20 protein-coding genes are annotated in these 21,075 nt (G+C 66.2%); 7 read left to right on the top strand and 13 right to left on the bottom strand.

Going from position 1 to position 21,075, the window contains the following annotated elements; all coding sequences use genetic code 11:
• Positions 1 to 20 precede the first annotated feature (20 nt).
• The 9 genes from AC1MB9_RS15510 to AC1MB9_RS15470 form a co-directional block, all read right to left on the bottom strand.
• The gene (locus AC1MB9_RS15510; RefSeq protein WP_479962811.1) at positions 21 to 1,538 is read right to left on the bottom strand and encodes a CoA-acylating methylmalonate-semialdehyde dehydrogenase; all 1,518 of its coding nucleotides are present in this window, start codon (positions 1,536 to 1,538) and stop codon (positions 21 to 23) included.
• 28 nt (positions 1,539 to 1,566) lie between these two features.
• A complete protein-coding gene (locus tag AC1MB9_RS15505) occupies positions 1,567 to 2,904 on the bottom strand; it encodes an aminotransferase class III-fold pyridoxal phosphate-dependent enzyme (protein ID WP_479962810.1) in 1,338 nt (445 codons plus the stop codon).
• A 104-nt stretch (positions 2,905 to 3,008) separates the two neighbouring features.
• Entirely contained in the window at positions 3,009 to 4,151 is a 1,143-nt protein-coding gene (locus tag AC1MB9_RS15500) for an ABC transporter substrate-binding protein (protein ID WP_479964668.1), read from the bottom strand.
• A 91-nt stretch (positions 4,152 to 4,242) separates the two neighbouring features.
• Complete coding sequence (locus AC1MB9_RS15495; protein WP_479962809.1) at positions 4,243 to 5,010, bottom strand: ABC transporter permease; 768 nt, start codon at positions 5,008 to 5,010, stop codon at positions 4,243 to 4,245.
• Positions 5,007 to 5,867: an ABC transporter ATP-binding protein gene (locus AC1MB9_RS15490; RefSeq protein ID WP_479962808.1), complete on the bottom strand. Its 861-nt coding sequence runs from the start codon at positions 5,865 to 5,867 to the stop codon at positions 5,007 to 5,009. Before AC1MB9_RS15490 ends, AC1MB9_RS15495 begins: the two co-directional genes overlap by 4 nt.
• Positions 5,864 to 6,775, bottom strand: coding sequence for an ABC transporter permease (locus AC1MB9_RS15485; RefSeq protein WP_479962807.1), 912 nt, complete (start codon positions 6,773 to 6,775; stop codon positions 5,864 to 5,866). Before AC1MB9_RS15485 ends, AC1MB9_RS15490 begins: the two co-directional genes overlap by 4 nt.
• Positions 6,776 to 6,802: 27 nt before the next feature.
• Positions 6,803 to 7,819: a TIGR03842 family LLM class F420-dependent oxidoreductase gene (locus tag AC1MB9_RS15480; protein WP_479962806.1), complete on the bottom strand. Its 1,017-nt coding sequence runs from the start codon at positions 7,817 to 7,819 to the stop codon at positions 6,803 to 6,805.
• Positions 7,820 to 7,863: 44 nt separating this feature from the next.
• Positions 7,864 to 9,297 (bottom strand): dihydropyrimidinase, encoded by a 1,434-nt coding sequence (gene hydA, locus AC1MB9_RS15475; RefSeq protein WP_479962805.1) that lies wholly within the window; start codon positions 9,295 to 9,297, stop codon positions 7,864 to 7,866.
• A gap of 89 nt (positions 9,298 to 9,386) precedes the next feature.
• Complete coding sequence (locus tag AC1MB9_RS15470; RefSeq protein ID WP_479962804.1) at positions 9,387 to 10,250, bottom strand: nitrilase-related carbon-nitrogen hydrolase; 864 nt, start codon at positions 10,248 to 10,250, stop codon at positions 9,387 to 9,389.
• Between the two features lie 214 nt (positions 10,251 to 10,464).
• Here AC1MB9_RS15470 and AC1MB9_RS15465 point away from each other — a divergent pair, with 214 nt between their 5' ends.
• Positions 10,465 to 11,823, top strand: a complete 1,359-nt coding sequence (locus tag AC1MB9_RS15465; RefSeq protein ID WP_479962803.1) for an aminotransferase class I/II-fold pyridoxal phosphate-dependent enzyme — start codon at positions 10,465 to 10,467, stop codon at positions 11,821 to 11,823.
• Between the two features lie 104 nt (positions 11,824 to 11,927).
• Here AC1MB9_RS15465 and fgd read toward each other — a convergent pair whose 3' ends face one another.
• Positions 11,928 to 12,932, bottom strand: a complete 1,005-nt coding sequence (gene fgd / locus AC1MB9_RS15460; RefSeq protein ID WP_479962802.1) for a glucose-6-phosphate dehydrogenase (coenzyme-F420) — start codon at positions 12,930 to 12,932, stop codon at positions 11,928 to 11,930.
• 248 nt (positions 12,933 to 13,180) lie between these two features.
• Here fgd and AC1MB9_RS15455 point away from each other — a divergent pair, with 248 nt between their 5' ends.
• The 4 genes from AC1MB9_RS15455 to cofD are packed head-to-tail and all read left to right on the top strand — an operon-like array spanning position 13,181 to position 17,019.
• On the top strand, positions 13,181 to 14,179 hold the full coding sequence (locus AC1MB9_RS15455; RefSeq protein WP_479962801.1) for a putative F420-0 ABC transporter substrate-binding protein: 999 nt from the start codon (positions 13,181 to 13,183) through the stop codon (positions 14,177 to 14,179).
• Positions 14,180 to 14,210: 31 nt separating this feature from the next.
• Positions 14,211 to 15,230, top strand: a complete 1,020-nt coding sequence (locus AC1MB9_RS15450) for a putative F420-0 ABC transporter permease subunit (RefSeq protein WP_479962800.1) — start codon at positions 14,211 to 14,213, stop codon at positions 15,228 to 15,230.
• On the top strand, positions 15,221 to 16,033 hold the full coding sequence (locus AC1MB9_RS15445; protein WP_479962799.1) for an ABC transporter ATP-binding protein: 813 nt from the start codon (positions 15,221 to 15,223) through the stop codon (positions 16,031 to 16,033). The genes AC1MB9_RS15450 and AC1MB9_RS15445 overlap by 10 nt, the downstream gene beginning before the upstream one ends.
• Positions 16,030 to 17,019: a 2-phospho-L-lactate transferase gene (gene cofD / locus AC1MB9_RS15440; RefSeq protein WP_479962798.1), complete on the top strand. Its 990-nt coding sequence runs from the start codon at positions 16,030 to 16,032 to the stop codon at positions 17,017 to 17,019. Before AC1MB9_RS15445 ends, cofD begins: the two co-directional genes overlap by 4 nt.
• A gap of 44 nt (positions 17,020 to 17,063) precedes the next feature.
• Here cofD and cofC read toward each other — a convergent pair whose 3' ends face one another.
• Genes cofC through AC1MB9_RS15425 form a run of 3 tightly spaced genes read right to left on the bottom strand, consistent with a single transcriptional unit; the run spans position 17,064 to position 19,502 of the window.
• The gene (gene cofC, locus AC1MB9_RS15435) at positions 17,064 to 17,717 is read right to left on the bottom strand and encodes a 2-phospho-L-lactate guanylyltransferase (RefSeq protein ID WP_479962797.1); all 654 of its coding nucleotides are present in this window, start codon (positions 17,715 to 17,717) and stop codon (positions 17,064 to 17,066) included.
• Positions 17,714 to 18,499, bottom strand: coding sequence for a coenzyme F420-0:L-glutamate ligase (gene cofE, locus AC1MB9_RS15430; protein ID WP_479962796.1), 786 nt, complete (start codon positions 18,497 to 18,499; stop codon positions 17,714 to 17,716). The genes cofC and cofE overlap by 4 nt, the downstream gene beginning before the upstream one ends.
• Before the next feature lies 1 nt (position 18,500).
• Positions 18,501 to 19,502: a TIGR03557 family F420-dependent LLM class oxidoreductase gene (locus AC1MB9_RS15425; RefSeq protein WP_479962795.1), complete on the bottom strand. Its 1,002-nt coding sequence runs from the start codon at positions 19,500 to 19,502 to the stop codon at positions 18,501 to 18,503.
• A 112-nt stretch (positions 19,503 to 19,614) separates the two neighbouring features.
• On the opposite strand from AC1MB9_RS15425, the gene AC1MB9_RS15420 reads away from it, so the two are divergent.
• On the top strand, positions 19,615 to 20,451 hold the full coding sequence (locus AC1MB9_RS15420; RefSeq protein WP_479962794.1) for an exodeoxyribonuclease III: 837 nt from the start codon (positions 19,615 to 19,617) through the stop codon (positions 20,449 to 20,451).
• Positions 20,452 to 20,469: 18 nt separating this feature from the next.
• Positions 20,470 to 21,075: an antibiotic biosynthesis monooxygenase gene (locus AC1MB9_RS15415; RefSeq protein ID WP_479962793.1), complete on the top strand. Its 606-nt coding sequence runs from the start codon at positions 20,470 to 20,472 to the stop codon at positions 21,073 to 21,075.

Below are 21,075 nucleotides of genomic sequence, written 5' to 3'. Positions count from 1 at the left end.
CCCACCCTGTTCAGCGGATGCTAGTCGTTCTGCGGGAAACCGAGATTGATGCCGCCGTGGCTCGGGTCGAGCCACCGACTCGTGACGGCCTTCTCGCGGGTGAAGAAGTTGATCCCGGCGGGTCCGTACGCCTTCGCGTCGCCGAACAGGGAGTTCTTCCAGCCGCCGAAGGAGTGGTACGCCACCGGGACGGGGATCGGCACGTTGATGCCGACCATGCCCACCTGCACCTCATTCTGGAATCGGCGGGCGGCGCCGCCGTCGTTGGTGAAGATGGCTGTGCCGTTGCCGTACGGGCTCGCGTTGATCAGGTCGAGGCCCTCGGTGTAGGTGTCCACACGCACGATGGACAGCACCGGACCGAAGATCTCATCGACGTAGACGGCCGAGTCGACGCTCACGTTGTCGAACAGGGTCGGTCCGAGCCAGAAACCGTCGGCGGCGCCGTCGACCTCGATGCCGCGACCGTCGACAACAACCGTGGCCCCGTCGGCCGTGGCCACGTCGATGTAGCTGGCGACCTTGTCCCGGTGCACCTCGGTGATGAGCGGGCCCATGTCGCAGCCGCGAGTGCCGTCGCCGACCTTCAGCCCCTTCATTCGCTCCGTGATCTTGGCGATGAGTTCGTCGGCGACCGGTTCCACCGCGACGATCACGCTGATGGCCATGCACCGTTCGCCCGCCGATCCGAATCCGGCATTGACCGCGGCATCCGCTGTCAGGTCCAGGTCGGCGTCCGGCAGCACGAGCATATGGTTCTTGGCACCGCCGAGGGCCTGCACCCGTTTGCCGGCCTTGGCCGCGGTCTCGTAGATGTAGCGGGCGATGGGTGTCGAACCGACGAAGGAGATCGCCTGCACGTCGGGGTTCACCAGCAGGGCGTCGACGGCTTCCTTGTCCCCGTGCACGACGTTGAACACGCCGGCCGGCAGCCCGGCCTCGGCGAACAGCTCGGCGAGCCAGTTTGCGGCGGAGGGGTCCTTCTCGCTCGGCTTGAGCACGACGGTGTTTCCCGCCGCAATGGCGATCGGGAAGTACCACAGCGGAACCATGGCCGGAAAGTTGAACGGGCTGATGATGCCGACCACGCCGAGCGGCTGGCGCAGCGTGTAGACGTCGACGCCGGTCGAGACGTTCTCTGAGTAGTCTCCCTTGGAGAGGTGGGGCATGCCGAGTGCGAATTCGACAACCTCGAGCCCGCGGATGATCTCGCCGAGGGCGTCGGCGGTCACCTTGCCGTGTTCCGCGGTGAGGATGTCGGCGAGCTCGCCCTTGCGTGCGTTGAGCAGTTCGCGGAAGTTGTACATGATGGTCTGGCGCTTGGCCTGGCTGGTATCGCGCCACAGCGGGAACGCGGCCTGGGCATTCGCGACGGCGGCGTCGAGGTCGGCGGCGGTCGCCAGGGTGAGGTTCTTGGTGACGAGACCCGTGGCGGGGTTGTACACCGGCGACGTGCGGGTGGAACTGCCGGCGTACGGCGCCCCGTCGACCCAGTGGGCGAGGAGCGGAAGCGTGGTGGAGACGGCGGTGTCGGTCATTGCGGTGAGCCTTTCGGTAAGCGGATGGTTAGGAGAGCAGATCGAGGCTCAAAACCTCGTCGTAGATGGCGATGGCCTCGGCCACTTCGGCGTCGGTCACGACGCACGGGGGGACCACGTGAATGCGGTTCTCGATGATGAACGGAAGCAGACCGCGAGCCAACAGCTCGGTCTTGATACGTCCCATCACGCTGCCGCCGGCGGGTTCGCGGGTGTCGTGATCGGCCACGAGTTCAATGGCCCAGAAGACACCTTCACCACGAACCTCGCCGATGATCGGGTGCGCCGCCTGCAGCGCGGCGAGCGCCGGAGCGAGCACGTCGCGGCCGATGCGCGCCGCGTTTTCCACGATGCCCTCGTCCTCCATTGCGTCGAGCGTTCCCACGATCGAGGCCATGGCCAGCGGATGTCCGCTGTACGTGAGACCTCCGGGAAACACGGTCTCGTCGAAATCGGCGGCGATCGGGTCGGAGATGATCACGCCACCAGCGGGAACGTAGCCGGAGTTGACGCCCTTGGCGAAGGTGATCAGGTCGGGGACAACATCGTAGTTCTCGAACGCGAACCACCGACCGGTGCGGCCGAAGCCGCACATGACCTCGTCGAAGATGAGCATGATGCCGTACTTGTCGCACAGAGCGCGAACACCGGGGAGATAGCCCGGCGGCGGCAGCATGATTCCGGCCGTGCCCGGCACGGTTTCGAGCAGGATGGCGGCGATCGATTCGGAGCCCTCGCTCTGGATCACCCGTTCCAGGTGGTGCAGAGCGCGCTCGCATTCCTCCTGCTCGGTTGTGGCCCAGAACTCGCTGCGGTAGAGGAAGGGTCCGAAGAAGTGCACATGCCCGCGGGCGAACTCGTTGGGGATGCGACGCCAGTCGCCGGTCGCGACGATGGCCGCACCGGTGTTGCCGTGGTACGACTTGTAGAGGGAGAGCACCTTGTCACGCCCGGTGTGCAGGCGGGCCATCCTGATCGCGTTCTCGTTCGCATCCGCACCGCCATTGGTGAAGAAGACCTTATTGAACCCCTCGGGGGCACGGTCGGTGATGCGTCGTGCCGCTTCGCCGCGGGCCAGGTTGGCGGTGGCCGGAGAAATCGTCGTGAGGGACTGCAGCTGCTCGGTGATCGCCTTGATGACGGCCGGATGCTGGTGGCCGATATTGAGGTTCACCAGCTGACTGGAGAAGTCGAGGTAGCTGCGTCCGTCGTAGTCCCACACCCGGCAGCCGAGACCTCCGGCGATCACGAGCGGCTTCAGCGCCGCCTGCGCCGACCAGGAATGGAAAACGTGCGCGCGATCGAGCTCCGTGGTGCGCTCGGTCAGTCCGACCTGCGCGGTTCCGACTGCGGTGGTGTCGTTCACAAGTATCGCTTCTTTCGGTTGAGACGTACGGGGCAGGGACAGGAGAAGAGTCGTGGGGTGGCCGGGCAGCGGATGCCGCCGCCCGGCCGGTCAAGCGGTGCGGGCTAGTTGCCGCCCTTGTTCAACGTGACGTCGATCGGGGTCCAGTCGGTCCCCATCACGTCGACTCCGTCGTCGATCAGCTCGTCGAGCGCCTGCTGCACGTAGGTGTTCGAGAACGCGGTTGCCGGCGGCTCGGCCGTGATAATGGTCGCGCCGGTTTCGTTCTTGGTGTTCATGGCGATGTCGACGGTGTTCGACCAGGCCGCTTCATCGATCAGGCCGACGCCGTTGCTGGACGGAAAGATCAGTTTGCTGACCTCGTTGGTCATCCACAGCTGGTGGCTTGTGCCGAGGGAAGACCCGGCGGCCGTGACGATTCCGGCGGCTTCTTCCGCGTTGTTCGCGGCATAGATCCAGCCGCGGATCGAGGCCTTGATGAATTTCACGGTGTTGTCGGCGTAGTCCGAGTCGCTGTCGAGCTTGTCGGTGTTCGCCCAGATGGCATCCTGCAGCATCGCCGAGCCCTCGTCGTTCCAGTCGATGACGTTGAGGTCTTCGGGCTGGTAGAGGTCACCGGTGTCGGGGTTTTCGGTCTCGAGCACCTGCGCGTATTCGTTGTACGTCATCGCCTGTGCCGCATCGATGTCGCCGGAGAGGAACGCGTTCATGTCGAAGGCCTGCTGGATCAGCGAGATGTCGTCGATTTCGACACCCGCCTTCTGCATTCCGGCGAAGAGTTCCCACTCGTTGCCGAAGCCCCAGCTGCCCACGTTCTTGCCCTTGAGATCGGCGGCGGTGGTGATGTTCTGGTCCTTGAACGAAATCTGCGTGGTGGCGCTGCGCTCGAAGATCTGCGCGACGTCGGTGATGTTGGCGCCCTGCTCGATCGAGCCCAGCACCTTCGGCACCCACGAGATGGCGTAGTCGACGTCGCCGGCGGCGAGCACGTCCTGGGGAACGATGTCGGGGCCGCCCTCTGCGATGGTGACGTCGAGACCTTCGTCTTCGTAGTAGCCCTGGTCGACCGCCGCGTAATAGCCGGCGAACTGCGCCTGAGCGACCCACTGCAGTTGGAGGGTGATGGGGGTGAGCCCCCCGGAGTCCCCATCGTCCGTGGAGGCAGCGGTGCTGCATCCGCTGAGGACGAGCGCGCCAAGCGCGGCCATGGTTCCGAGAGTTCCGAGTCGTGAAGTGCTGTGTTTCATCATGTGATCGCCTTCTCTAGTGCGGGTGTACAGAAAGGAGGTAATGCGGTGCTGTGGTCATGCTGCCCGTCGACTGCTGCCGACGGGACGTTTATCCGGGGCGCCGACTGGTCAGCTTCTCGACACCGAGAGCTGCGCAGAAGAACACCAGGCCGAGAATGATGGAGCCGAGCACGTAGGCCCAGGCCAGGCCGTAGTTGCTGCTGGCGGCGGCAGAGGTGATGGATTTGCCAAGGCCCCCGACCGGTCCGCCGAAGTACTCGGCGATGAGAGCCGAGATCACCGCGAGCGACGACGCAATCCGCAGGCCGGTGAACACGAACGGAAGCGCGGTGGGCAGCGTGACCGCCCGGGTCGCCTGCCAGTTGGACACTGCGTAGGAGCGCATGAGGTCCCGGTGCACGGGCGACACCTGACGGAGACCCTTGAGCGTGTTGAAATACACCGGAACGAACACAGCGAGCGCCGCAACGAGCTGTCGTGCGGTTTCTGCGCCGGCCCCGAACATCGTGTACAGCACGGGAGCGAGGGCGACGATGGGCACCACCGACAGGGCGCCGACCACGGGCACGGCCATCTGGTCGAAGACGCGAGCCAGCGACGACACGATCGCGAGCAGGATGCCCACGAAAGCGCCCAGGAGCAGCCCGACGAGGGCGTTCCGGCCGGTGACGAACATCCCGTCAGCCACATTCTGCAGGTTGGACGCGAACTCGGAACCGATGGAGAACGGCGCCGGGAGAATGAACGCCTTGATCGCGAAGCCGGTGACGAGGGCCTGCCACAGCAGGATCACCGCAGCGCCGAAGAGGATCGGCGCGAGCACCGTCTGCATCACGCGCGGCTGGGCGTCTCTCATCGGGTTTCCACTCCTCTGGCGCCCGGCGGCCGACTCGCGCTCTCGTCGCCGTGCAGCAGGTCGCGCACCTGGCTGAGCCCACGGAAGAAGTTTTCGTCTTCGCGCAGGTCTTCGCCGCGGTTGCTCATGTCACCGAGCCCCACGTCGACGATCGAACGGATGCGTCCGGGACGCGGTGACATGACCACGACGCGGTCGGAGAGGAAGACGGCCTCGGGGATGGAGTGCGTCACGAACACGACGGCGGCCTTGGTCTCGGCGCAGATGCGCACCAGCTCGTTCTGCATCCGCTCGCGGGTCATCTCGTCAAGGGCGCCGAAGGGCTCGTCCATGAGCAGCAAGCTCGGGCTTTCGGCGAGAGACCGGGCGATCGCGACGCGTTGTTGCATGCCGCCGGAGAGCTGGTCGGGGTAGTGGCGCGCGAAGTCGGACAGCCCCACCAGTTCGATGAGTTCCGCCACCCGGGCACGTCGCGCGACCTTGCCCAGACCGTGCAGTTCAAGCGGCAATTCGATGTTGCCGGCGACCGTGCGCCAGGGCAACAACCCGGCCTGTTGAAAGGCGATGCCGTAGTCCTGGTCGATCCGGGCCTGCCGGGCCGGTTTGCCGAATACTTCGATGCTGCCGCTGGTGGGCATGTCGAGGTCGGCGATGAGGCGCAGCAGGGTGCTCTTGCCGCAGCCGCTCGGCCCGATCAGCGACACGAATTCGCCGGGGGCGACCGTGAGGCTCACGTTGTCGAGCGCGGTGACGCCGTCGCCCTTGCGGGCGGCGAAGACCCGGCTCACCCCGTCCACCTCTACGGCCGATGTCGTGGTGCGTGCGTCTGGATTGTTCGTAGGTGCGGTGATGCTCATGCGGGAGACTCTCCTCTGCGGAAACGACGAAGAAACAGTCCGATCAGGCCGACGAATCCGGCCGCGACCAGGCCGACCAGGATCGACCCGAAGATGGGGGCCCAGGGTTTGCCGGGGTCGCCGCCGGACGACCCGGCGTACTCCACGATCAGGCGGCCGATGCCGCCACGGAGTCCGATGGAGACTTCGGCGACGACGCTGCCGATGACGGCGCTCACCGCGGCGAGCCGCAGGGCGGGCAGCAGGTAGCTGACGCTGGCCGGCAGGCGCAGGCGCCACAGGGTCTTCCACCAGCCCACGGAGTAGCAGCGCATGAGGTCGACGTGGTTGGCGTCCGGCGATCCCAGACCGCGCAGCGCGCCGATCGAGACGGGGAAGAAGGCGAGGTAACTGGCGATCAACGCCACCGACATCCAGCTCTCCCAGGAGAACTCGCCGATGTTGATCTGCGCGCCCCACCGCCGCACCAGGGGTGCGATGGCGATGAGGGGCACCGTCTGGCTCAGAATGATCCACGGCAGAATCATGGATTCCACCAGGCGGAACCGCTGCATCAGCAGGGCGAGGATCATGCCGACCGTGACGCCCACAAGCCAGCCCACGGATGCGATGCCGAGGGTGAACAGGGACGCCGCTGCGACCGCCTGCCACAGTGGCACCGCGATCGCCGCCCCGGTCACCGGTTCGAACAGGCGCGCGAGCATGGTTGCGAGGTGCGGCATGGCCAGGTCGCTCGTGCGCGGCAGCACCGTGAGGGTGCCGATGATGACGCCGTCGGCCGGACCGAGAAACTTGTACAGTTCCCAGATCAGGGCGATCGTCACAACACCGAGCACCCCGAAGATCGTGCCTCGCCAGCGGGCTGACAGCCCGAACCGCGCGCGGTGCGCGGGCGACAGTTGAGTCATGCGGGCCTCCCTTCGTGACTCGGTGTGTCAGCGGGTGGCCACGATGTGGTCGGCCATGGCCGGAATGATCGTGTCGCCGTAGACCCGCAGCGTTTCCTCTTTGTTGTCGTGCTGCAGGTAGCCGGCGAACTGGTCGACGCCGAGCGCCTTGAGCGCCTGAAGCTTTTCGATGTGGTCCGCCGCCGTGCCCATGAGGCAGAAGCGGTCCACGATCTCGTCGGGCACGAACGCGGCGTGCTCATTGCCGGCCTGGCCGTGCTGGTTGTAGTCGTACCCTTCGCGGCCGGCAATGTAGTCGGTCAGTGCCTTGGGCACGTTCGAGTCGGTGCCGTACTTGCTGACGATGTCGGCGACGTGGTTGCCGACCATTCCACCGAACCACCGGCACTGGTCGCGCATGTGCTCCCAGTCATCTCCCACGTACATGGGCGCTGCGACGCAGAACTTCACTGCCATGGGGTCACGGCCCGCGTTTGAGGCGGCGGTGCGCACGGTGTTGATCATCCACTCGGCCACGTCGAGGTCGGCCATTTGCAGGATGAACCCGTCGCCGACCTCGCCGGCGAGTTTGAGGGCGAGCGGACCGTAGGCGGCGACCCACATTTCGAGGCTGGAACCCTTGCTCCAGGGAAACTGCAGGGTCGCGCCGTTGTGTTCGACGGATCGGGAGTTGGCCAGTTCACGGATCACGTGAATCGATTCCCGCAGCGTCTTCAGCGTTGTCGGCGCCCCATTGGTGGTACGCACGGCCGAGTCGCCGCGGCCGATCCCGCAGACCGTACGGTTGCCGTACATCTCGTTGAGGGTCGCGTAGGTCGAGGCGGTGACGGTCCAGTCCCGGGTCGCGGGATTGGTGACCATCGGTCCGAGAATGATCTTGCTGGTTTCGGCGAGGATGCGGCTGTAGATCACATAAGGTTCCTGCCAGAGCAGGTGTGAGTCGAAGGTCCACACGTGGCTGAAGCCGTGGGCCTCGGCCAGTTTGGCCAGTTGCACCGTGCGTGCCGACGGCGGGTTCGTCTGTAGTACTGCTCCAAAATCCATGTCGTGCTCTCTCTTGGTGGTAGCTGAAGAAGTGGGAATCTGGTCTAGATCAGGTATTGGCTGAGACCGCGCTTGATGTAGCGGCCGTCGCCCTTGGTTCCCAGGTACTCGTTCCCGTCGATCACGACCTTGCCGCGGGAGATGACGGTGTCGACGTGTCCGTCTATTTCGTAACCCTCCCAGGCGGAGTAGTCCATGTTCATGTGGTGGGTCTTGTCGACCCCGATCGAGGTGTGTCCGTTCGGGTCGTAAATCACCACGTCGCCATCGGCGCCGGGCTGGATGACGCCCTTGGTGCCGTACATGCCGAACATGCGAGCCGGCGTGGTCGAGCACACCTCGACCCAGCGTTCAAGCGAAATCTTGCCGTCGACGACGCCCTGGTAGAGCAGATCCATCCGGTGTTCGACCGAGCCGATGCCGTTGGGGATCTTGGAGAAGTCGGTCAGGCCCATGTCCTTCTGGCCCTTCATGCAGAACGGGCAGTGGTCGGTGGAGACCATCTGGATGTCGTTCGTGCGCAGGCTCTGCCACATGTGGTGCTGGTGGCCCTCGGCCTTGGCGCGCAGCGGGGTGGAGCAGACCCACTTGGCGCCTTCGAAGCTGCCCCACTCGTCGCTCTCGGCGGCGAGGTTGTCCTCGAGCGACAGGTAGAGGTATTGCGGGCAGGTCTCGCCGAACACGTTCTGACCGTTGTCGCGTGCGGTGGCGATCTGGGCCACCGCCTGTTTCGCTGAAACGTGCACGATATACAGCGGTGCGCCGGTCAGATTGGCCAACATGATCGCCCGGTGCGTGGCTTCTTCCTCGGCCTGCCAGGGACGGGTGAGGCCGTGGTTGAGCGGGCTCGTATTGCCGGCTGCGACCGCCTGCTGCACGAGGAGGTCAATGACGCTGCCGTTTTCGGCGTGCATCATGATCATGCTGCCGTTGGTGGCGGCGCGCTGCATGGCCTTGACGATCTGACCGTCATCGCTGAGGAACACGCCCTTGTAGGCCATGAACAGCTTGAAACTCGAGACGCCCTCGTTCACGAGTTCGTCCATCGCGGTCAACGAGGAGTCCTGCACGTCGGAGAGGATCTGGTGAAAGCCGTAGTCGATGGCGCACTGGCCGGATGCCTTTTCCTGCCAGGCCGCATAGCGTTCGAGCACGTTTTCGCCCGCATACTGCACCACGAAATCCACAATGCTCGTGGTTCCGCCCCAGGCGGCGGCCCGGGTGCCGGTTTCGAATGTGTCGCTGGCCTGGGTACCGCCGAACGGCATCTCCATGTGGGTATGGGCGTCGATGCCGCCGGGGATGACGTATTTGCCGCGGGCGTCGATGACCCGGTCGACGTTGGTTTCCACATTGAAACCGAGCAGGGTGGATCCGGGCGCGAGCACCGCGCTGATGGTTTCCCCGTCGATGAGCACGTCGGCGAGGCCTCGGCCCGTGGCGTTGACCACGGTGCCGTTCTTAATCAAAGTCTTCATGTGCATCCGTTCTCAAGTGTTCCGAGCCGTGCGGTCGAGGTTGACTCGGCCGCACGAGCCGGAACGTGGACGATCAGGGGGGGCAGTGATCAGGGTGCGACGAGGGAGTCGTAGGAGTCCGGGCGACGGTCCCGGTAGAACTGCCAGCTGTTGCGCACCTCACGCACGACGCCGAGGTCGAGGTCGCGCACGATGATCTCTTCGGTGCCGGCCGACGCTACGTCGCCGACGTAGTTGCCCTTCGGGTCGACGAAGTAGGAGCTGCCGTAGAAGGTGACGGCCTCGTCCCCGAATTCGGCCGCTTCGTTGCCGATGCGGTTGTTCGCCCCCACGTAGTACTGGTTCGCAACGGCGGCGGCGGGCTGTTCCAGCTCCCACAGCCGGTTGGACAGGCCCGGCTTGGTCGCCGACGGGTTGAATACGATCTCCGCCCCGTTGAGGCCGAGCGCGCGCCAGCCCTCGGGGAAGTGCCGGTCGTAGCAGATGTAGACGCCGATCTTGCCGTACTTCGTTTCGAAGACCGGGTAGCCCATGTTGCCCGGACGGAAGTAGAACTTCTCCCAGAACTGCGGCAGGTGGGGGATGTGGTGTTTGCGATACTTGCCGAGGTAGCTGCCGTCCGCGTCGATCACGGCCGCCGTGTTGTAGAGCACGCCCGGCTGTTCCTCTTCGTACACCGGCAACACGATCACCATGCTGAACTCGGCCGCGAGCTTCTGGAAGCGCTCCACCAGAGGTCCCGGCACGGGGTGCGCATACTCGTAGTACTTCGAGTCCTGCACGATGCCGAAGTACGGTCCGTGAAACAGCTCCTGAAAGCAGATTACCTGCACGCCGTCTTTGGCCGCGGTCCGCACGAACTCCTCGTGCTTCTGGATCATCGACTCCTGGTCGCCGGTCCAGGTGGCCTGCGTGATGGCCGTTCGAACGATATTTCTTTGGTCAACGCTCATATTCTTGTTCCGCCCATCGTCTGAGGATCTTGTGCTTCAGGGTGTCGGAGTCCGACGGCCGCGATGGCCGCGTACTTCTCACCTGTCGTGATTGGTCCCACCGGACGACGTCGTCCGGTTTTGTTATTATTTGACGTAAACATTTCAATTGTGTTTCTCTAAGTGACACACACGTTAATCATCCTGTCGCCCGATGAACGCTGAGGCAAGAGCAATGCACAACTTGGTCGAGGAAATCGAACACCGCACTCCCGCCGGAATCGCCGCTGCCGTCGGTCGGCTCATTAATGCGGGCCGGTTCGTTCCCGGGGACCGCCTGCCGACGGTGCGCGACCTGGCCGCAGAGCTCGGGGTGAGCCCGGCAACGATCAGTCACGCGTGGAAGGCCCTGTCCGCGGCCGGGCTCATCGTCTCCCGCGGTCGCAGCGGTACCTTCGTGCTCGACGCGGCCCCGAAGTGGCTGCCCGCCCGCAGTCAGACATTGGCCGGCCCCCTCGGACCCTCGCGGCTGGATCTCTCGCGTGGCACACCCGACCCGCGGCTGTTGCCGGCGCTGGGCCCGGCGCTGTCCCGCGTCTCGCAGCGCGCGGTCACTCCGAGTTACCAGGATCTCCCCGTGATTCCCGAGCTGCTCGACGAGTTGCAGCGATCCTGGCCGTACCCGGTCGAGGCGATCACGGTTGTCGACGGCGCCCTGGATGCGATCTCCCGCAGCCTCGACCAGATCACCCGGTTCGGTGACCGCGTGATCGTGGAGAATCCGACGTTTCCGCCGTTCTTCGACCTGCTCGACCAGCTCGGCCTGGAGCGGGTTGCGGTGGAGATCGACGCGGAAGGGATCGTTCCGGCCAGTCTCGCTGCCGCCTTGCGGCTCGCGCCGGCCGCGGTGATCCTGCAACCGCGCGCTCACAATCCCACCGGGGCGTCGATGACGGCGGACCGCGCCGGGGAGCTGGCCCACCTGCTCGCGGCCAGTCCCTCGAAGCCCGTTGTGATCGAGGACGACCATTCCGGCGACATCAGCATTGCCCCCGACGTGAGCCTGGGCCGGTGGCTGCCCGACCGGGTTTTGCATGTGCGGAGCTTCTCCAAGTCCCACGGCCCCGACCTGCGCATTGCCGCGATCGGAGGCCCGTCGGCCCTCGTCGATCCAATCGTGGCGCGCCGCATGCTCGGCCCCGGCTGGACAAGTCGGATGCTGCAGACGATCCTGCACGATCTGCTCACCAACGGCGACAGCATGGCTCAGGTGAGCGAGGCCCGCCGCATCTACTTCGCGCGGCAGCGGGCGCTGAGCGAGGCCCTGGCTCGGCACGGCATAGCCCTGGGCCAGGCCGATGGCATCAACACCTGGCTCCCGGTCCATGACGAGCGAGACGCCATCGTGCGTCTCGCCGCGTCAGGAATCCGCGTTGCCGGCGGTTCACCATTTATCGCCGCCGAAGGGGGCTCGTTCATCCGGGTGACCGCCGGCGCCCTGCCCGAGGACATCGCACCGGTGGCGGAAGCGCTCGCGGCTGCCGCCGGCAGCGGGGGCGCGGCGGCGCACTCCCTGAGTCTGCGCTGGGCCTAGCGCTCCGGGCACGGGCACGAACACCGGCGACCCGGGCGGCCACGACGGGCCGCGCCGGTACGGCACGGCGCTGGTGCGGATGCCGCGACGCGCGCTCTCGCGCGTCAGCTGAGCTGGCGCAGCCGGGGAGCGAGATCCCGCTCGAACAGGTCGAGGAAGCGCTTCTGGTCGTGGCCAGGTGCGTGGAAGACGAGGTGGTTGAGGCCCGCATCCAGGTACGGCTTGATCAGAGAAACCGCCTCGTCGGGGTCGGAGGCGACAATCCAGCGCTTGGCGACCTGTTCGATCGGGAGGGCATCAGCGGCGGCCTCCATTTCCAACGGATCCTGAATGGAGTGCTTCTGCTCGGGAGTCAGCGACAGCGGAGCCCAGAATCGCGTGTTGTCGAGCGCGGTGTCGCGATCCGTGTCATAGGAAATCTTGATCTCGATCATGCGATCGATGTCGTCCTGGGGGCGCTCGACCGTGTCCAAACCTTCCGCGACGGCGGGCAGGAGCTTCTCGGTATAGAGCTCCATTCCCTTCCCCGAGGTGCAGATGAAGCCGTCTCCGGCACGGCCGGCATAGCGGGCGACAACGGGACCACCGGCCGCGATGTATACCGGAATGGGAGCATCGGGAATGTCGTAGAGCGTGGCACCGACCGTCGAGTAGTAGTCCCCCTCGAAGTCGGTGCGCTCGCCGGTCCAGAGCTGCCTCATCAGATCGACGGATTCCCGCAGGCGCGCAAATCGTTCCTTGAAGGGTGGCCATTCGCCCTTGAATCCCGTGGCGATCTCGTTGAGCGCCTCGCCCGTTCCGACGCCGAGCATGATGCGGCCCGGATACAGGCACGCCATCGTACCGAAGGCCTGGGCGAGCACCGCCGGGTTGTAGCGGAACGTAGGGGTCATGACCGACGTGCCGATTTGCACGCGCTTCGTCCGCTCGCCCACCGCGGTCATCCAGGACATGGCGAAGGGCGCGTGGCCGCCCACGTGCCGCCACGGCTGGAAGTGATCGCTCACCGTCACACTGTCGAGCCCATGTTCCTCGGCCATGACTCCGAGCTCCACCAGTTCTCGTGGTGCGAATTGTTCTGCGGACGCTTTCAAACCCAGCTTCAACATGCTGCCTCTACTCAATCTGGCACTTTCCCATTCGGGGTGCCGGTTGGGGGCGCCATTTCTGGAACCGATATGACGAGTATGGCAATGGCAGTGGTAACAGGCAAAAAACCCGCGCGCTATAAGGCGGTCCCAAATCTTGCTACGGTACTCAGGACCGCCAATTGGACTTTATTGGTTGAGCTTGCCTCGATTTGGGCGGCAGGTCACTGGAAAATCCAGTTTCCTATGCCCAATTCGTGAGGTAATCAATGTCGTGTCGTGTTCGCTTCCTTCTTGTCGGTCTGGGCGCCAGCGCCGCTCTGTTGCTAAGCGGATGCGCCGCCGCGGTGCCGCCCGCGGCAACACCGACCGTGCCCCCGCTTCTCAACGCAAGCTACCCGGTCACCGTCGACAACTGCGGCACGAGCCTCACGGTCACGTCCGCTCCGGAACGCGTCGTGACAATTAAGTCATCGGCCACCGAGATGATGCTCGCCCTGGGCCTCGCCGACCGCATCGTCGGCTCGGCATTCCTTGACGGCCCGCTGCCGTCGAATCTGGCGGATACCGGCGCGAACCTGAACGTGATGAGCGACTTCCTCCCGGGGCAAGAGGCCGTCCTCGGGCTCACTCCCGATTTCATCTACGGCGGCTGGGAGTCCAACTTCTCCGCCGACGGCGTGGGCGAGCGTGCGGCGCTGGCTGATCTCAGTATCGGCAGCTACGTGTCGCCCGCGGCCTGCAAGGGCGACGCCATGCCCGACCCCCTCACCTTCGACACGGTCTTCTCCGAGATCACCGAGGCCGGCGACATCTTCGGCGTTGCACCGGAGGCGGACGCCCTCGTGACGTCTCTTACCGGCGACCTCGCCGCCCTCGAGCCGGTCACCACGGACAAGCGCACCGCCCTCTGGTATTCCAGCGGGACAGACACCCCGTATGTCGGTGCCGGCATAGGATCCCCCGACATGATCATGCAGGCCGCCGGACTGACGAACATATTCCATGATGTGCATGACACGTGGACATCCGTCGGCTGGGAATCGATCATCGAGGCGAACCCCGACGTGATCGTGCTTGTCGACGCCACGTGGAACACCGCCGCCGACAAGATCGCAAACCTCGAATCGAGCGCCGCCACCCAGGGCCTGAATGCGGTGGCCAACAAGCGCTACATCATCCTGCCCTTCGCCTCCACCGAAGCCGGCATTCGCAACGTGGAGGCCACGGCCTCCACCATCGACCAGCTCGCCGACCTGAGCAAGTAGCCCCGGAGCGCATGCGGGACAGGGTGACCGGTTGACCGGCCGCAGGTACGCCATCTGGTTCGGAGCAGCCGTCCTCGCCCTGCTTCTGGCCTGCGCCGTGGCCGTCACAATCGGTCCGGCAGAGGTGAGCCTCACACATGTGGCCGGCAGCTTCGCCCAGCGCCTCGGTTTCTCGTTCGGCGAGGCGGTTCCCCCGCTCATCGACTCGATCGTGTGGCAGCTGCGGCTGCCCCGGGTACTCACGGCGGCCTTCGTCGGGGCGGGACTCGCGCTGAGCGGGGCGGTCATGCAGAGCGTCACCCGCAACCCGCTTGCCGACCCGTACCTGTTGGGCCTGTCGTCGGGGGCGTCGCTCGGTGCGGTGTGCGTGGTCATTCTCGGCGTGAGTTTCGCCCTTCCCGCCGCCGCATTTCTTGGCGCGCTCCTGGCCCTTTTCGCCACCCTCAGCATTGCCAGGGTCGGGGGAACAATCACCCCGGCGCGCGCCGTGCTGTCCGGTCTGGCCATTGCCCAACTCGCCGCGGCCGGCACGTCCTTCGTCATCTTCTGGGCCGCCAAGGGCGATTCATACCGCGAGATTCTCAATTGGCTGCTCGGTTCCGTCGCCGGCAGTACCTGGCAGAGCGTCATCATCTCAGGCACCGCGCTTCTCGTCGTGGGGATCGGAATCGTGCTCTCGGCGACCCGGCTCGATGCGTTCGCGTTCGGGGACACCTCCGCCGCCAGTCTGGGGATCAACGTGAACGCCACCCGCTGGGGACTGCTCGGATCCGTTGCGCTCCTCACCGGGGCGATGGTGGCGGTCAGCGGCTCCATCGGCTTCGTGGGCCTCATCCTCCCGCACCTCGTGCGCGGGCTCAGCGGACCGGGCCATCGCCGGCTGCTGCCGCTGGTGATCGTGTGCGGCGCCCTGTTCCTGGTAGTCGCAGACACCCTCGCGCGCACCGTCTTCGACCCGCGCGAGCTCCCCGTCGGCATCATCACCGCGTTCATCGGCGTGCCCGTTTTCATCCTGTTGATCAAGAGAAAGCGGTCGGCCGTATGGGGGTGACGATCCGCGATCTCTCGTTCTCCATCGACGGAACACGCATTCTCAGCGAGGTGTCGGCGTCCATCGACACCGGCACGGTGACCGGGCTGCTCGGACCCAACGGCGCCGGCAAATCCACCCTGTTGCGCCTCCTGGCCGGCATCGAGAAGGCGGATGCCGGCGAGGTCGCCCTCGACGATGTGGCCATCGGCTCGCTACCCCGACGCGAAGTCGCGAGGCGAGTGGCCCTGCTGGAGCAGAACACCTCACCGAGCGTCGACCTGTCGGTCGCCGAGGTGGTGCTGCTCGGGCGGATCCCGCATCGCACGCGCCTGCTCGGCGGCTTCGGCGGGGACGACGACCGTCAAGTGGCGGCGGACGCCCTCACGGCCGTCGGCGCGAGCGACATCACCGATCGCCTGTGGCACACGCTCAGTGGCGGGCAGCAACAGCGCGTGCAGATCGCCCGGGCGCTCGCGCAGCGTCCCAGCCTGCTACTGCTCGACGAACCCACCAACCACCTCGACGTGAGCGCTCAGCTCTCCCTCCTCGGACAGGTTCGAGGGCTCGGCCTGACGGCGATCATGGCCCTGCACGATCTCAATCTGGCCGCCGCGTACTGCGACCGCATTCTGCTGCTGCATGGCGGGCGTCTCGTGGCCGCGGGCACCCCACGCGAGGTGCTGCGCCCGGACATCATCGCCGACGTCTACGGGGTCGACTGCTACATCATCGACCACCCGCGCGGCGGCCATCCCGTGATCGTGTTCTCCGCGCTGGACACCACCCCGCTCCCCACCGACCCAAAACGAGGTACCCCGTGAAGAACATCACCGTGCTGGCCGGAGGAATCGGCGGCGCCCGCTTCACCCGGGGCCTGCTGGCCCACCTCACGGAGGCGCATCCGCAGGCCACCGTCACCGTGATCGTGAATACCGGCGACGACATGTGGCTCGACGGACTGCGTATCTGCCCCGATCTCGACACCGTGATGTACACCCTCGGCGGCGGAATCAACGAGGAGCAGGGCTGGGGCCGTCCCGACGAAACCCGCCGCACATCCGCCGAGATCGCCGCCTACGGCCGAGGCTGGCCCTGGTTCACGCTCGGCGACCTCGACCTCGCCACGCACATCGTGCGCACCGACCTGCTGCGAACCGGGTCGACACTGAGCGAGGCGACGGAGATTCTCTGCCGCCGCTGGCAGCCGGGAGTGCGCCTGCTGCCGATGAGCGACCAGCCGGTGGAGACGCACGTTCGGCTGGCCGAGAACGCGGACGAGCACCGCGCCGGCGAACTCATGCACTTCGAGGAATGGTGGGTTCGGTACCGGGCCCGCCTTCCGGTCACTGAGTTCGTGCAGGTGGGACTGGGTGAGGCCGTGCCCGCACCGGGAGTGATCGAGGCCATCGAACAGGCCGACCTCGTCATTCTTCCCCCGTCGAATCCCGTCGTCTCCATCGGAACGATCACGGCCGTTGCGGGCATCCGCGCCGCCCTCCGTTCGACCCGTGCGCACGTCGTGGGAGTGTCACCCATCATCGGTGGCGCGGCCGTGCGCGGCATGGCCGACGCGTGTCTGCACACGATCGGGGTCGAGACCTCGGCCCTCGCCGTGGGATTGCACTACGGCGCCCGATCGGCCGGCGGCGTGCTCGATGCCTGGCTCGTGGACGAAACGGATGCCGGCGCGCTACCCGCACTCGCGGCGGCCGGCATCCGTGCCACCGCCGTGCCCCTGTGGATGCACGACGTGCGCCGCACGGCCGGCATGGCCGCCGCCGTGCTCGCGATCGCCGACCCCGCCTAGGGTCGAGCCGGCCGCGCCTCTGCCGCTGTGGCGCACGGGTCCGTTCAGTGCGGTGCGGGGCCGACCGACTCCCCGAGTGCGGCGCGCGAGCACGGCCCAAGGCCGAGACCTCGTGCCACGTCGAGGTCCTCCACGGTGTCCACGTCGCGACGCATCGGCGATGCTGCGGACAGATCCAACGGCACACAGCCGGCCCGCTCGTGCGCCTTCCGCGATCCGGGACCGAAGTGCAGCGCCGGCGGTCGGCCCCGGCAGGTGAAGAGCGCCGTCGTACCCGTTCCGGCGGCATCGGGCACCATCGACAACACGTGCGCGGCGGCGAGGTCCAGCGTCGCCGTGACGTCGGATGCGCGCAACGCCGGAAGATCCCCCGTGACGATGGCGAGCGAATCTCCGGGGAACGCGGCCTGAGCGGCACCGATGCCCTGCCGGATCGCCGCGTTCAGCCGGTCCTCTGTCGGCAGTCCGGCGCGATCGGTGGTTTCGGGCACGATATTCGCGCCCAGAAGGCGAAGCGCGGCCGCGAGCGCGGGATCACCGGTGACGACAAAGACGCGGCGTACCCGGGGCGAACCGAGTAGCGCCGAAACGGTGTCGACGGCGAACGCCGCGGCGAGCGCGGCCCGCTCGGGCAGTGCGCCGAGCCGGCTCTTGCCTTCCGGGTTGCCCTTGGCCGGCACGACAACGACCCAGCTCACCCGGATGTCCCCTCGGCCAGAGCCGCCGCACGACCCGCCGCGTAGCCATCGGCGTAGCCCTCGGCGAGCGCCTCGTTCGTACCGAGACGGAACATGTCGGCCTCACTCGGACGCTGCAGCGCGGATGCACCGGGGAGCACCAGGTCCCCCACCAGCTGTCCGAGGCCACGCACGACGGCGACCGGGTTGCCACTCGTCTTGCCCTTCACCAGGTCTGCCGCGCCCGCGATCTCGTCGGCGACGGCCGCGACGGTGACGTCGAGGCGGCGACCCGAAACGTCTGTCGTGCCGCGGAGGTCGTCGAGCACCGCTATTCCCGCCGCGCCAATCGCGATATCGGTCTGCCCCTCCCGCCAGGCCCGCCCGGCGGTGTCGGTGATGACCACCCCGAGGAGCAGGCCGGTGCGCCCTCGCAACTCGGCGCAGAGGGCGCGCGCCGACGCATCCGGGTCGATCGGCAACAGAAGAACGATCCCCTCGGGCGCATTGCTCGTGTCAACACCGGCGGCCGCAAGTACGAGGCCCTGCCGATTCTCCACGATGCGGGTCACGCCGCCGGGGTGCGCACGTGTCGCCACCACGCGCACGGTTTCGTCGGTGATCGCTTGCTCGCGATCCACGGCGGCCACCTGCCTGCCCTCGGCCTTGGACACGATCTTGCTGGTGACGGCCAGAATATCGCCGCTCTGCAACTGCGATCCCGCCGCGCGTTCAATCAGCGCGGCGAGGTCGTCGCCCGCGGCAACCTCACCGATCCCCTCGAGGACGAAGACGGAGAGCACGTTAGCGCACAAGTTTCGGCAGGACCTGGGCGCCGAACACGTCGATCCACTGGCGCTGGTTGCGGCCCACGTTGTGCAGATAGATGCGATCGAAGCCCAGGTCGACGAACTTTTGAATGTACTTGCGGTGCTCGTCGGGGTCGGCTGAGATGACCATCCGCCCCTTAAAGTCCTCGGGGCGCACAAGCTTGGCGATCTGCTCGAACTCAAACGGGGATCGAATGTCGCTCTTCGGAAACTTCATCCCGCCGTTCGGCCATTCAAGCAGGGCGTTCTTCATGGCTTCTTCGTCGGTTTCGGCCCAGCTCATGTGCAGCTGCAGCACCCTGGGCATCGTCGACGGGTCCTTGCCCGCGTCTCGGGCGCCATCATCGAACCGGTTGAACAGCATCGAGATCTTCTCGAGCGGGGCTCCCACCGTGATGAGGCCGTCGGCCGTGCGACCGGCGCGTTTCGCGGTGACCGGCCCGGCCGTCGCCACCAGAATCTCCGGGGCGACCTCGGGCATGGTCCACAACCGGGTGGACTCAAGCTTGAAGAACTGGCCGGAGTGCTTCACATCCTTGCCGGCCAGCGAGCCGGTGAACAGCTTCGAGATGATTTCGATGGCCTCGAACATGCGGTTGATGCGTTCGGGCGCCTCCGGCCAGTAGGCACCCACGATGTGTTCGTTGAGTGCCTCCCCCGAACCGAGTCCAAGCCAGTGCCGGCCCGGGTACATGGCGGCGAGAGTCGCCGAGGCCTGGGCGACCATGGCCGGGTGCCAGCGAAAGGTGGGCGCGGTGACGCCGGGGCCCAAATCGCCCGTGGTGCGTTCGGCGATGGCCGCGAGCACACTCCATACGAAGGAGCTCTGGCCCTGTTGTGGCACCCATGGTTGAAAGTGATCGGCCGCCATTACCCCGCTGAATCCGTGCCCCTCGGCGTACGCCGACAGCGCAACCGCCTCCGCGGGGGCGAACTGTTCCAACATGGCTGCGTAGCCGATCTGCAATTGCGCCATTGTGCCCTCCTGAACGTCGCGTGGTCCTCACCATCTAACCGCAACAGCACGGCGTCCCTGCACGCCCGGTTCGTTCGCAGCTTCTCGGGGCGCTGGAGAATAGGCTGGACGCATGCGCATTGCCACCTGGAACGTCAACTCCATCCGCGCGAGAGTCGACCGCACCGTCGACTGGATGGTGCGCGAAGACATCGACGTGCTCGCCATGCAGGAAATCAAGTGCAAGCCCGAGCAGTTTCCGGCGCAAGCCTTTGAAGACGCGGGCTACGACCTCGCCATTCACGGGCTCAGCCAGTGGAACGGCGTTGCCTTCGCGAGTCGACTGCCCATCACGGATGTGGTCACGTCCTTTCCGGGGATGCCCGGCTTCCTGAAGGGCGAGGAGGGACCGGACCTGCCCCTCGAAGCGCGGGCCCTCGGCGTGACGATCAACGAGCAGCGCCTGTGGAGTCTCTACGTGCCCAACGGTCGCGCCCTCGGCGACCCGCACTACACCTACAAACTTGACTGGCTCGCCGCCCTGCAACGGCACGCTCAGGACGAGCTCGCGGCTGATCCGCACCTCTCCCTCGCGCTGATGGGGGACTGGAACGTGGCGCCGTTCGACGAGGACATGGGCGACCCCAGCTTTGTGCCCGGCGTCTCGACCCACATCTCCGAGCCGGAGCGCGCCGCATTCACGGCGTTCGAGGCCGCCGGACTGCACGATGTCGTGCGTCCCCTCGCGCCGGAGGGGTTCACATTCTGGGATTACAAGCGCCTGCGCTTTCCCCGCAACGAGGGGATGCGCATCGACTTCATCCTCGGCTCCGAGGCCTTCGCCGACCGCGTCACAGATGCGAGTATCCACCGCAACGAACGCAAGGGTGACGCGCCGAGTGATCACGTGCCTGTGGTCGTGGACGTGGACATCGACGGTGAAGACGATGACCGCCCCATGATCTTCTAGCATTCGACCAAGGACACCATGTCGCCCCCCGCACCCCGACCGATTCCACCGTCGTCGGCATCCGTTACCGTCTCGATCTCCCGCTGGGTCGACCCGAGCCGCATCGAGGAGGCGACCGGCTGGGTGCAGGCCGGCGTCGACCTCGCCCACCAATACCCCGGATTTCTCGGTTCGGGCTGGGTGCGCGCGAGCGAAGACTCCGGGCATTGGCGGATGCTGTACAAGTTCTCGAACGCCGAGACTCTGAACGCGTGGGAATCCTCCATCGACCGCTCCGAGTGGCTGCACGCGGGCCGCGACCTCGTGCTTGACGCCCGCGACGAGTCAAAACGCACGGGAATCGAGGGGTGGTTCGATGCGCCCCAGGAGGCGGCAGCCGGAGTCGCCGTGCAACCGCCACCGCGCTGGAAACAAGCCGTCAGCATCTGGCTCGGCTTCTTCCCCCTGAATCTGGCCTTCACGCTGCTCACCACCGCGTTCATTCCGGCGTGGAACGACCTCTGGTCGGTGTCCCGCGTACTCTTGACCACCCTGGCGCTGACACCGATCATGACCTACGTGCTCCTGCCGTGGATCACCCGCATGCTGCGCCCCTGGTTGCAGAAGCAGCCCCGTCGCCGCTGA

The organism is Cryobacterium sp. AP27 (assembly GCF_056680495.1).
This window is presented reverse-complemented; position numbering and strand designations above follow the sequence as displayed.

What these genes read in the sequence shown, in the direction of transcription:
- AC1MB9_RS15480 (WP_479962806.1), bottom strand. Translation starts at nt 7,819, where the DNA reads ATGGATTTTGGAGCAGTACTACAGACGAACCCGCCGTCGGCACGCACG.
- fgd (WP_479962802.1), bottom strand. Translation starts at nt 12,932, where the DNA reads ATGTTGAAGCTGGGTTTGAAAGCGTCCGCAGAACAATTCGCACCACGA.
- AC1MB9_RS15490 (WP_479962808.1), bottom strand. Translation starts at nt 5,867, where the DNA reads ATGAGCATCACCGCACCTACGAACAATCCAGACGCACGCACCACGACA.
- AC1MB9_RS15500 (WP_479964668.1), bottom strand. Translation starts at nt 4,151, where the DNA reads ATGAAACACAGCACTTCACGACTCGGAACTCTCGGAACCATGGCCGCG.
- AC1MB9_RS15485 (WP_479962807.1), bottom strand. Translation starts at nt 6,775, where the DNA reads ATGACTCAACTGTCGCCCGCGCACCGCGCGCGGTTCGGGCTGTCAGCC.
- AC1MB9_RS15420 (WP_479962794.1), top strand. Translation starts at nt 19,615, where the DNA reads ATGCGCATTGCCACCTGGAACGTCAACTCCATCCGCGCGAGAGTCGAC.
- AC1MB9_RS15495 (WP_479962809.1), bottom strand. Translation starts at nt 5,010, where the DNA reads ATGAGAGACGCCCAGCCGCGCGTGATGCAGACGGTGCTCGCGCCGATC.
- AC1MB9_RS15425 (WP_479962795.1), bottom strand. Translation starts at nt 19,502, where the DNA reads ATGGCGCAATTGCAGATCGGCTACGCAGCCATGTTGGAACAGTTCGCC.
- AC1MB9_RS15510 (WP_479962811.1), bottom strand. Translation starts at nt 1,538, where the DNA reads ATGACCGACACCGCCGTCTCCACCACGCTTCCGCTCCTCGCCCACTGG.
- AC1MB9_RS15470 (WP_479962804.1), bottom strand. Translation starts at nt 10,250, where the DNA reads ATGAGCGTTGACCAAAGAAATATCGTTCGAACGGCCATCACGCAGGCC.
- hydA (WP_479962805.1), bottom strand. Translation starts at nt 9,297, where the DNA reads ATGAAGACTTTGATTAAGAACGGCACCGTGGTCAACGCCACGGGCCGA.
- AC1MB9_RS15415 (WP_479962793.1), top strand. Translation starts at nt 20,470, where the DNA reads ATGTCGCCCCCCGCACCCCGACCGATTCCACCGTCGTCGGCATCCGTT.
- AC1MB9_RS15445 (WP_479962799.1), top strand. Translation starts at nt 15,221, where the DNA reads ATGGGGGTGACGATCCGCGATCTCTCGTTCTCCATCGACGGAACACGC.
- AC1MB9_RS15455 (WP_479962801.1), top strand. Translation starts at nt 13,181, where the DNA reads ATGTCGTGTCGTGTTCGCTTCCTTCTTGTCGGTCTGGGCGCCAGCGCC.
- AC1MB9_RS15465 (WP_479962803.1), top strand. Translation starts at nt 10,465, where the DNA reads ATGCACAACTTGGTCGAGGAAATCGAACACCGCACTCCCGCCGGAATC.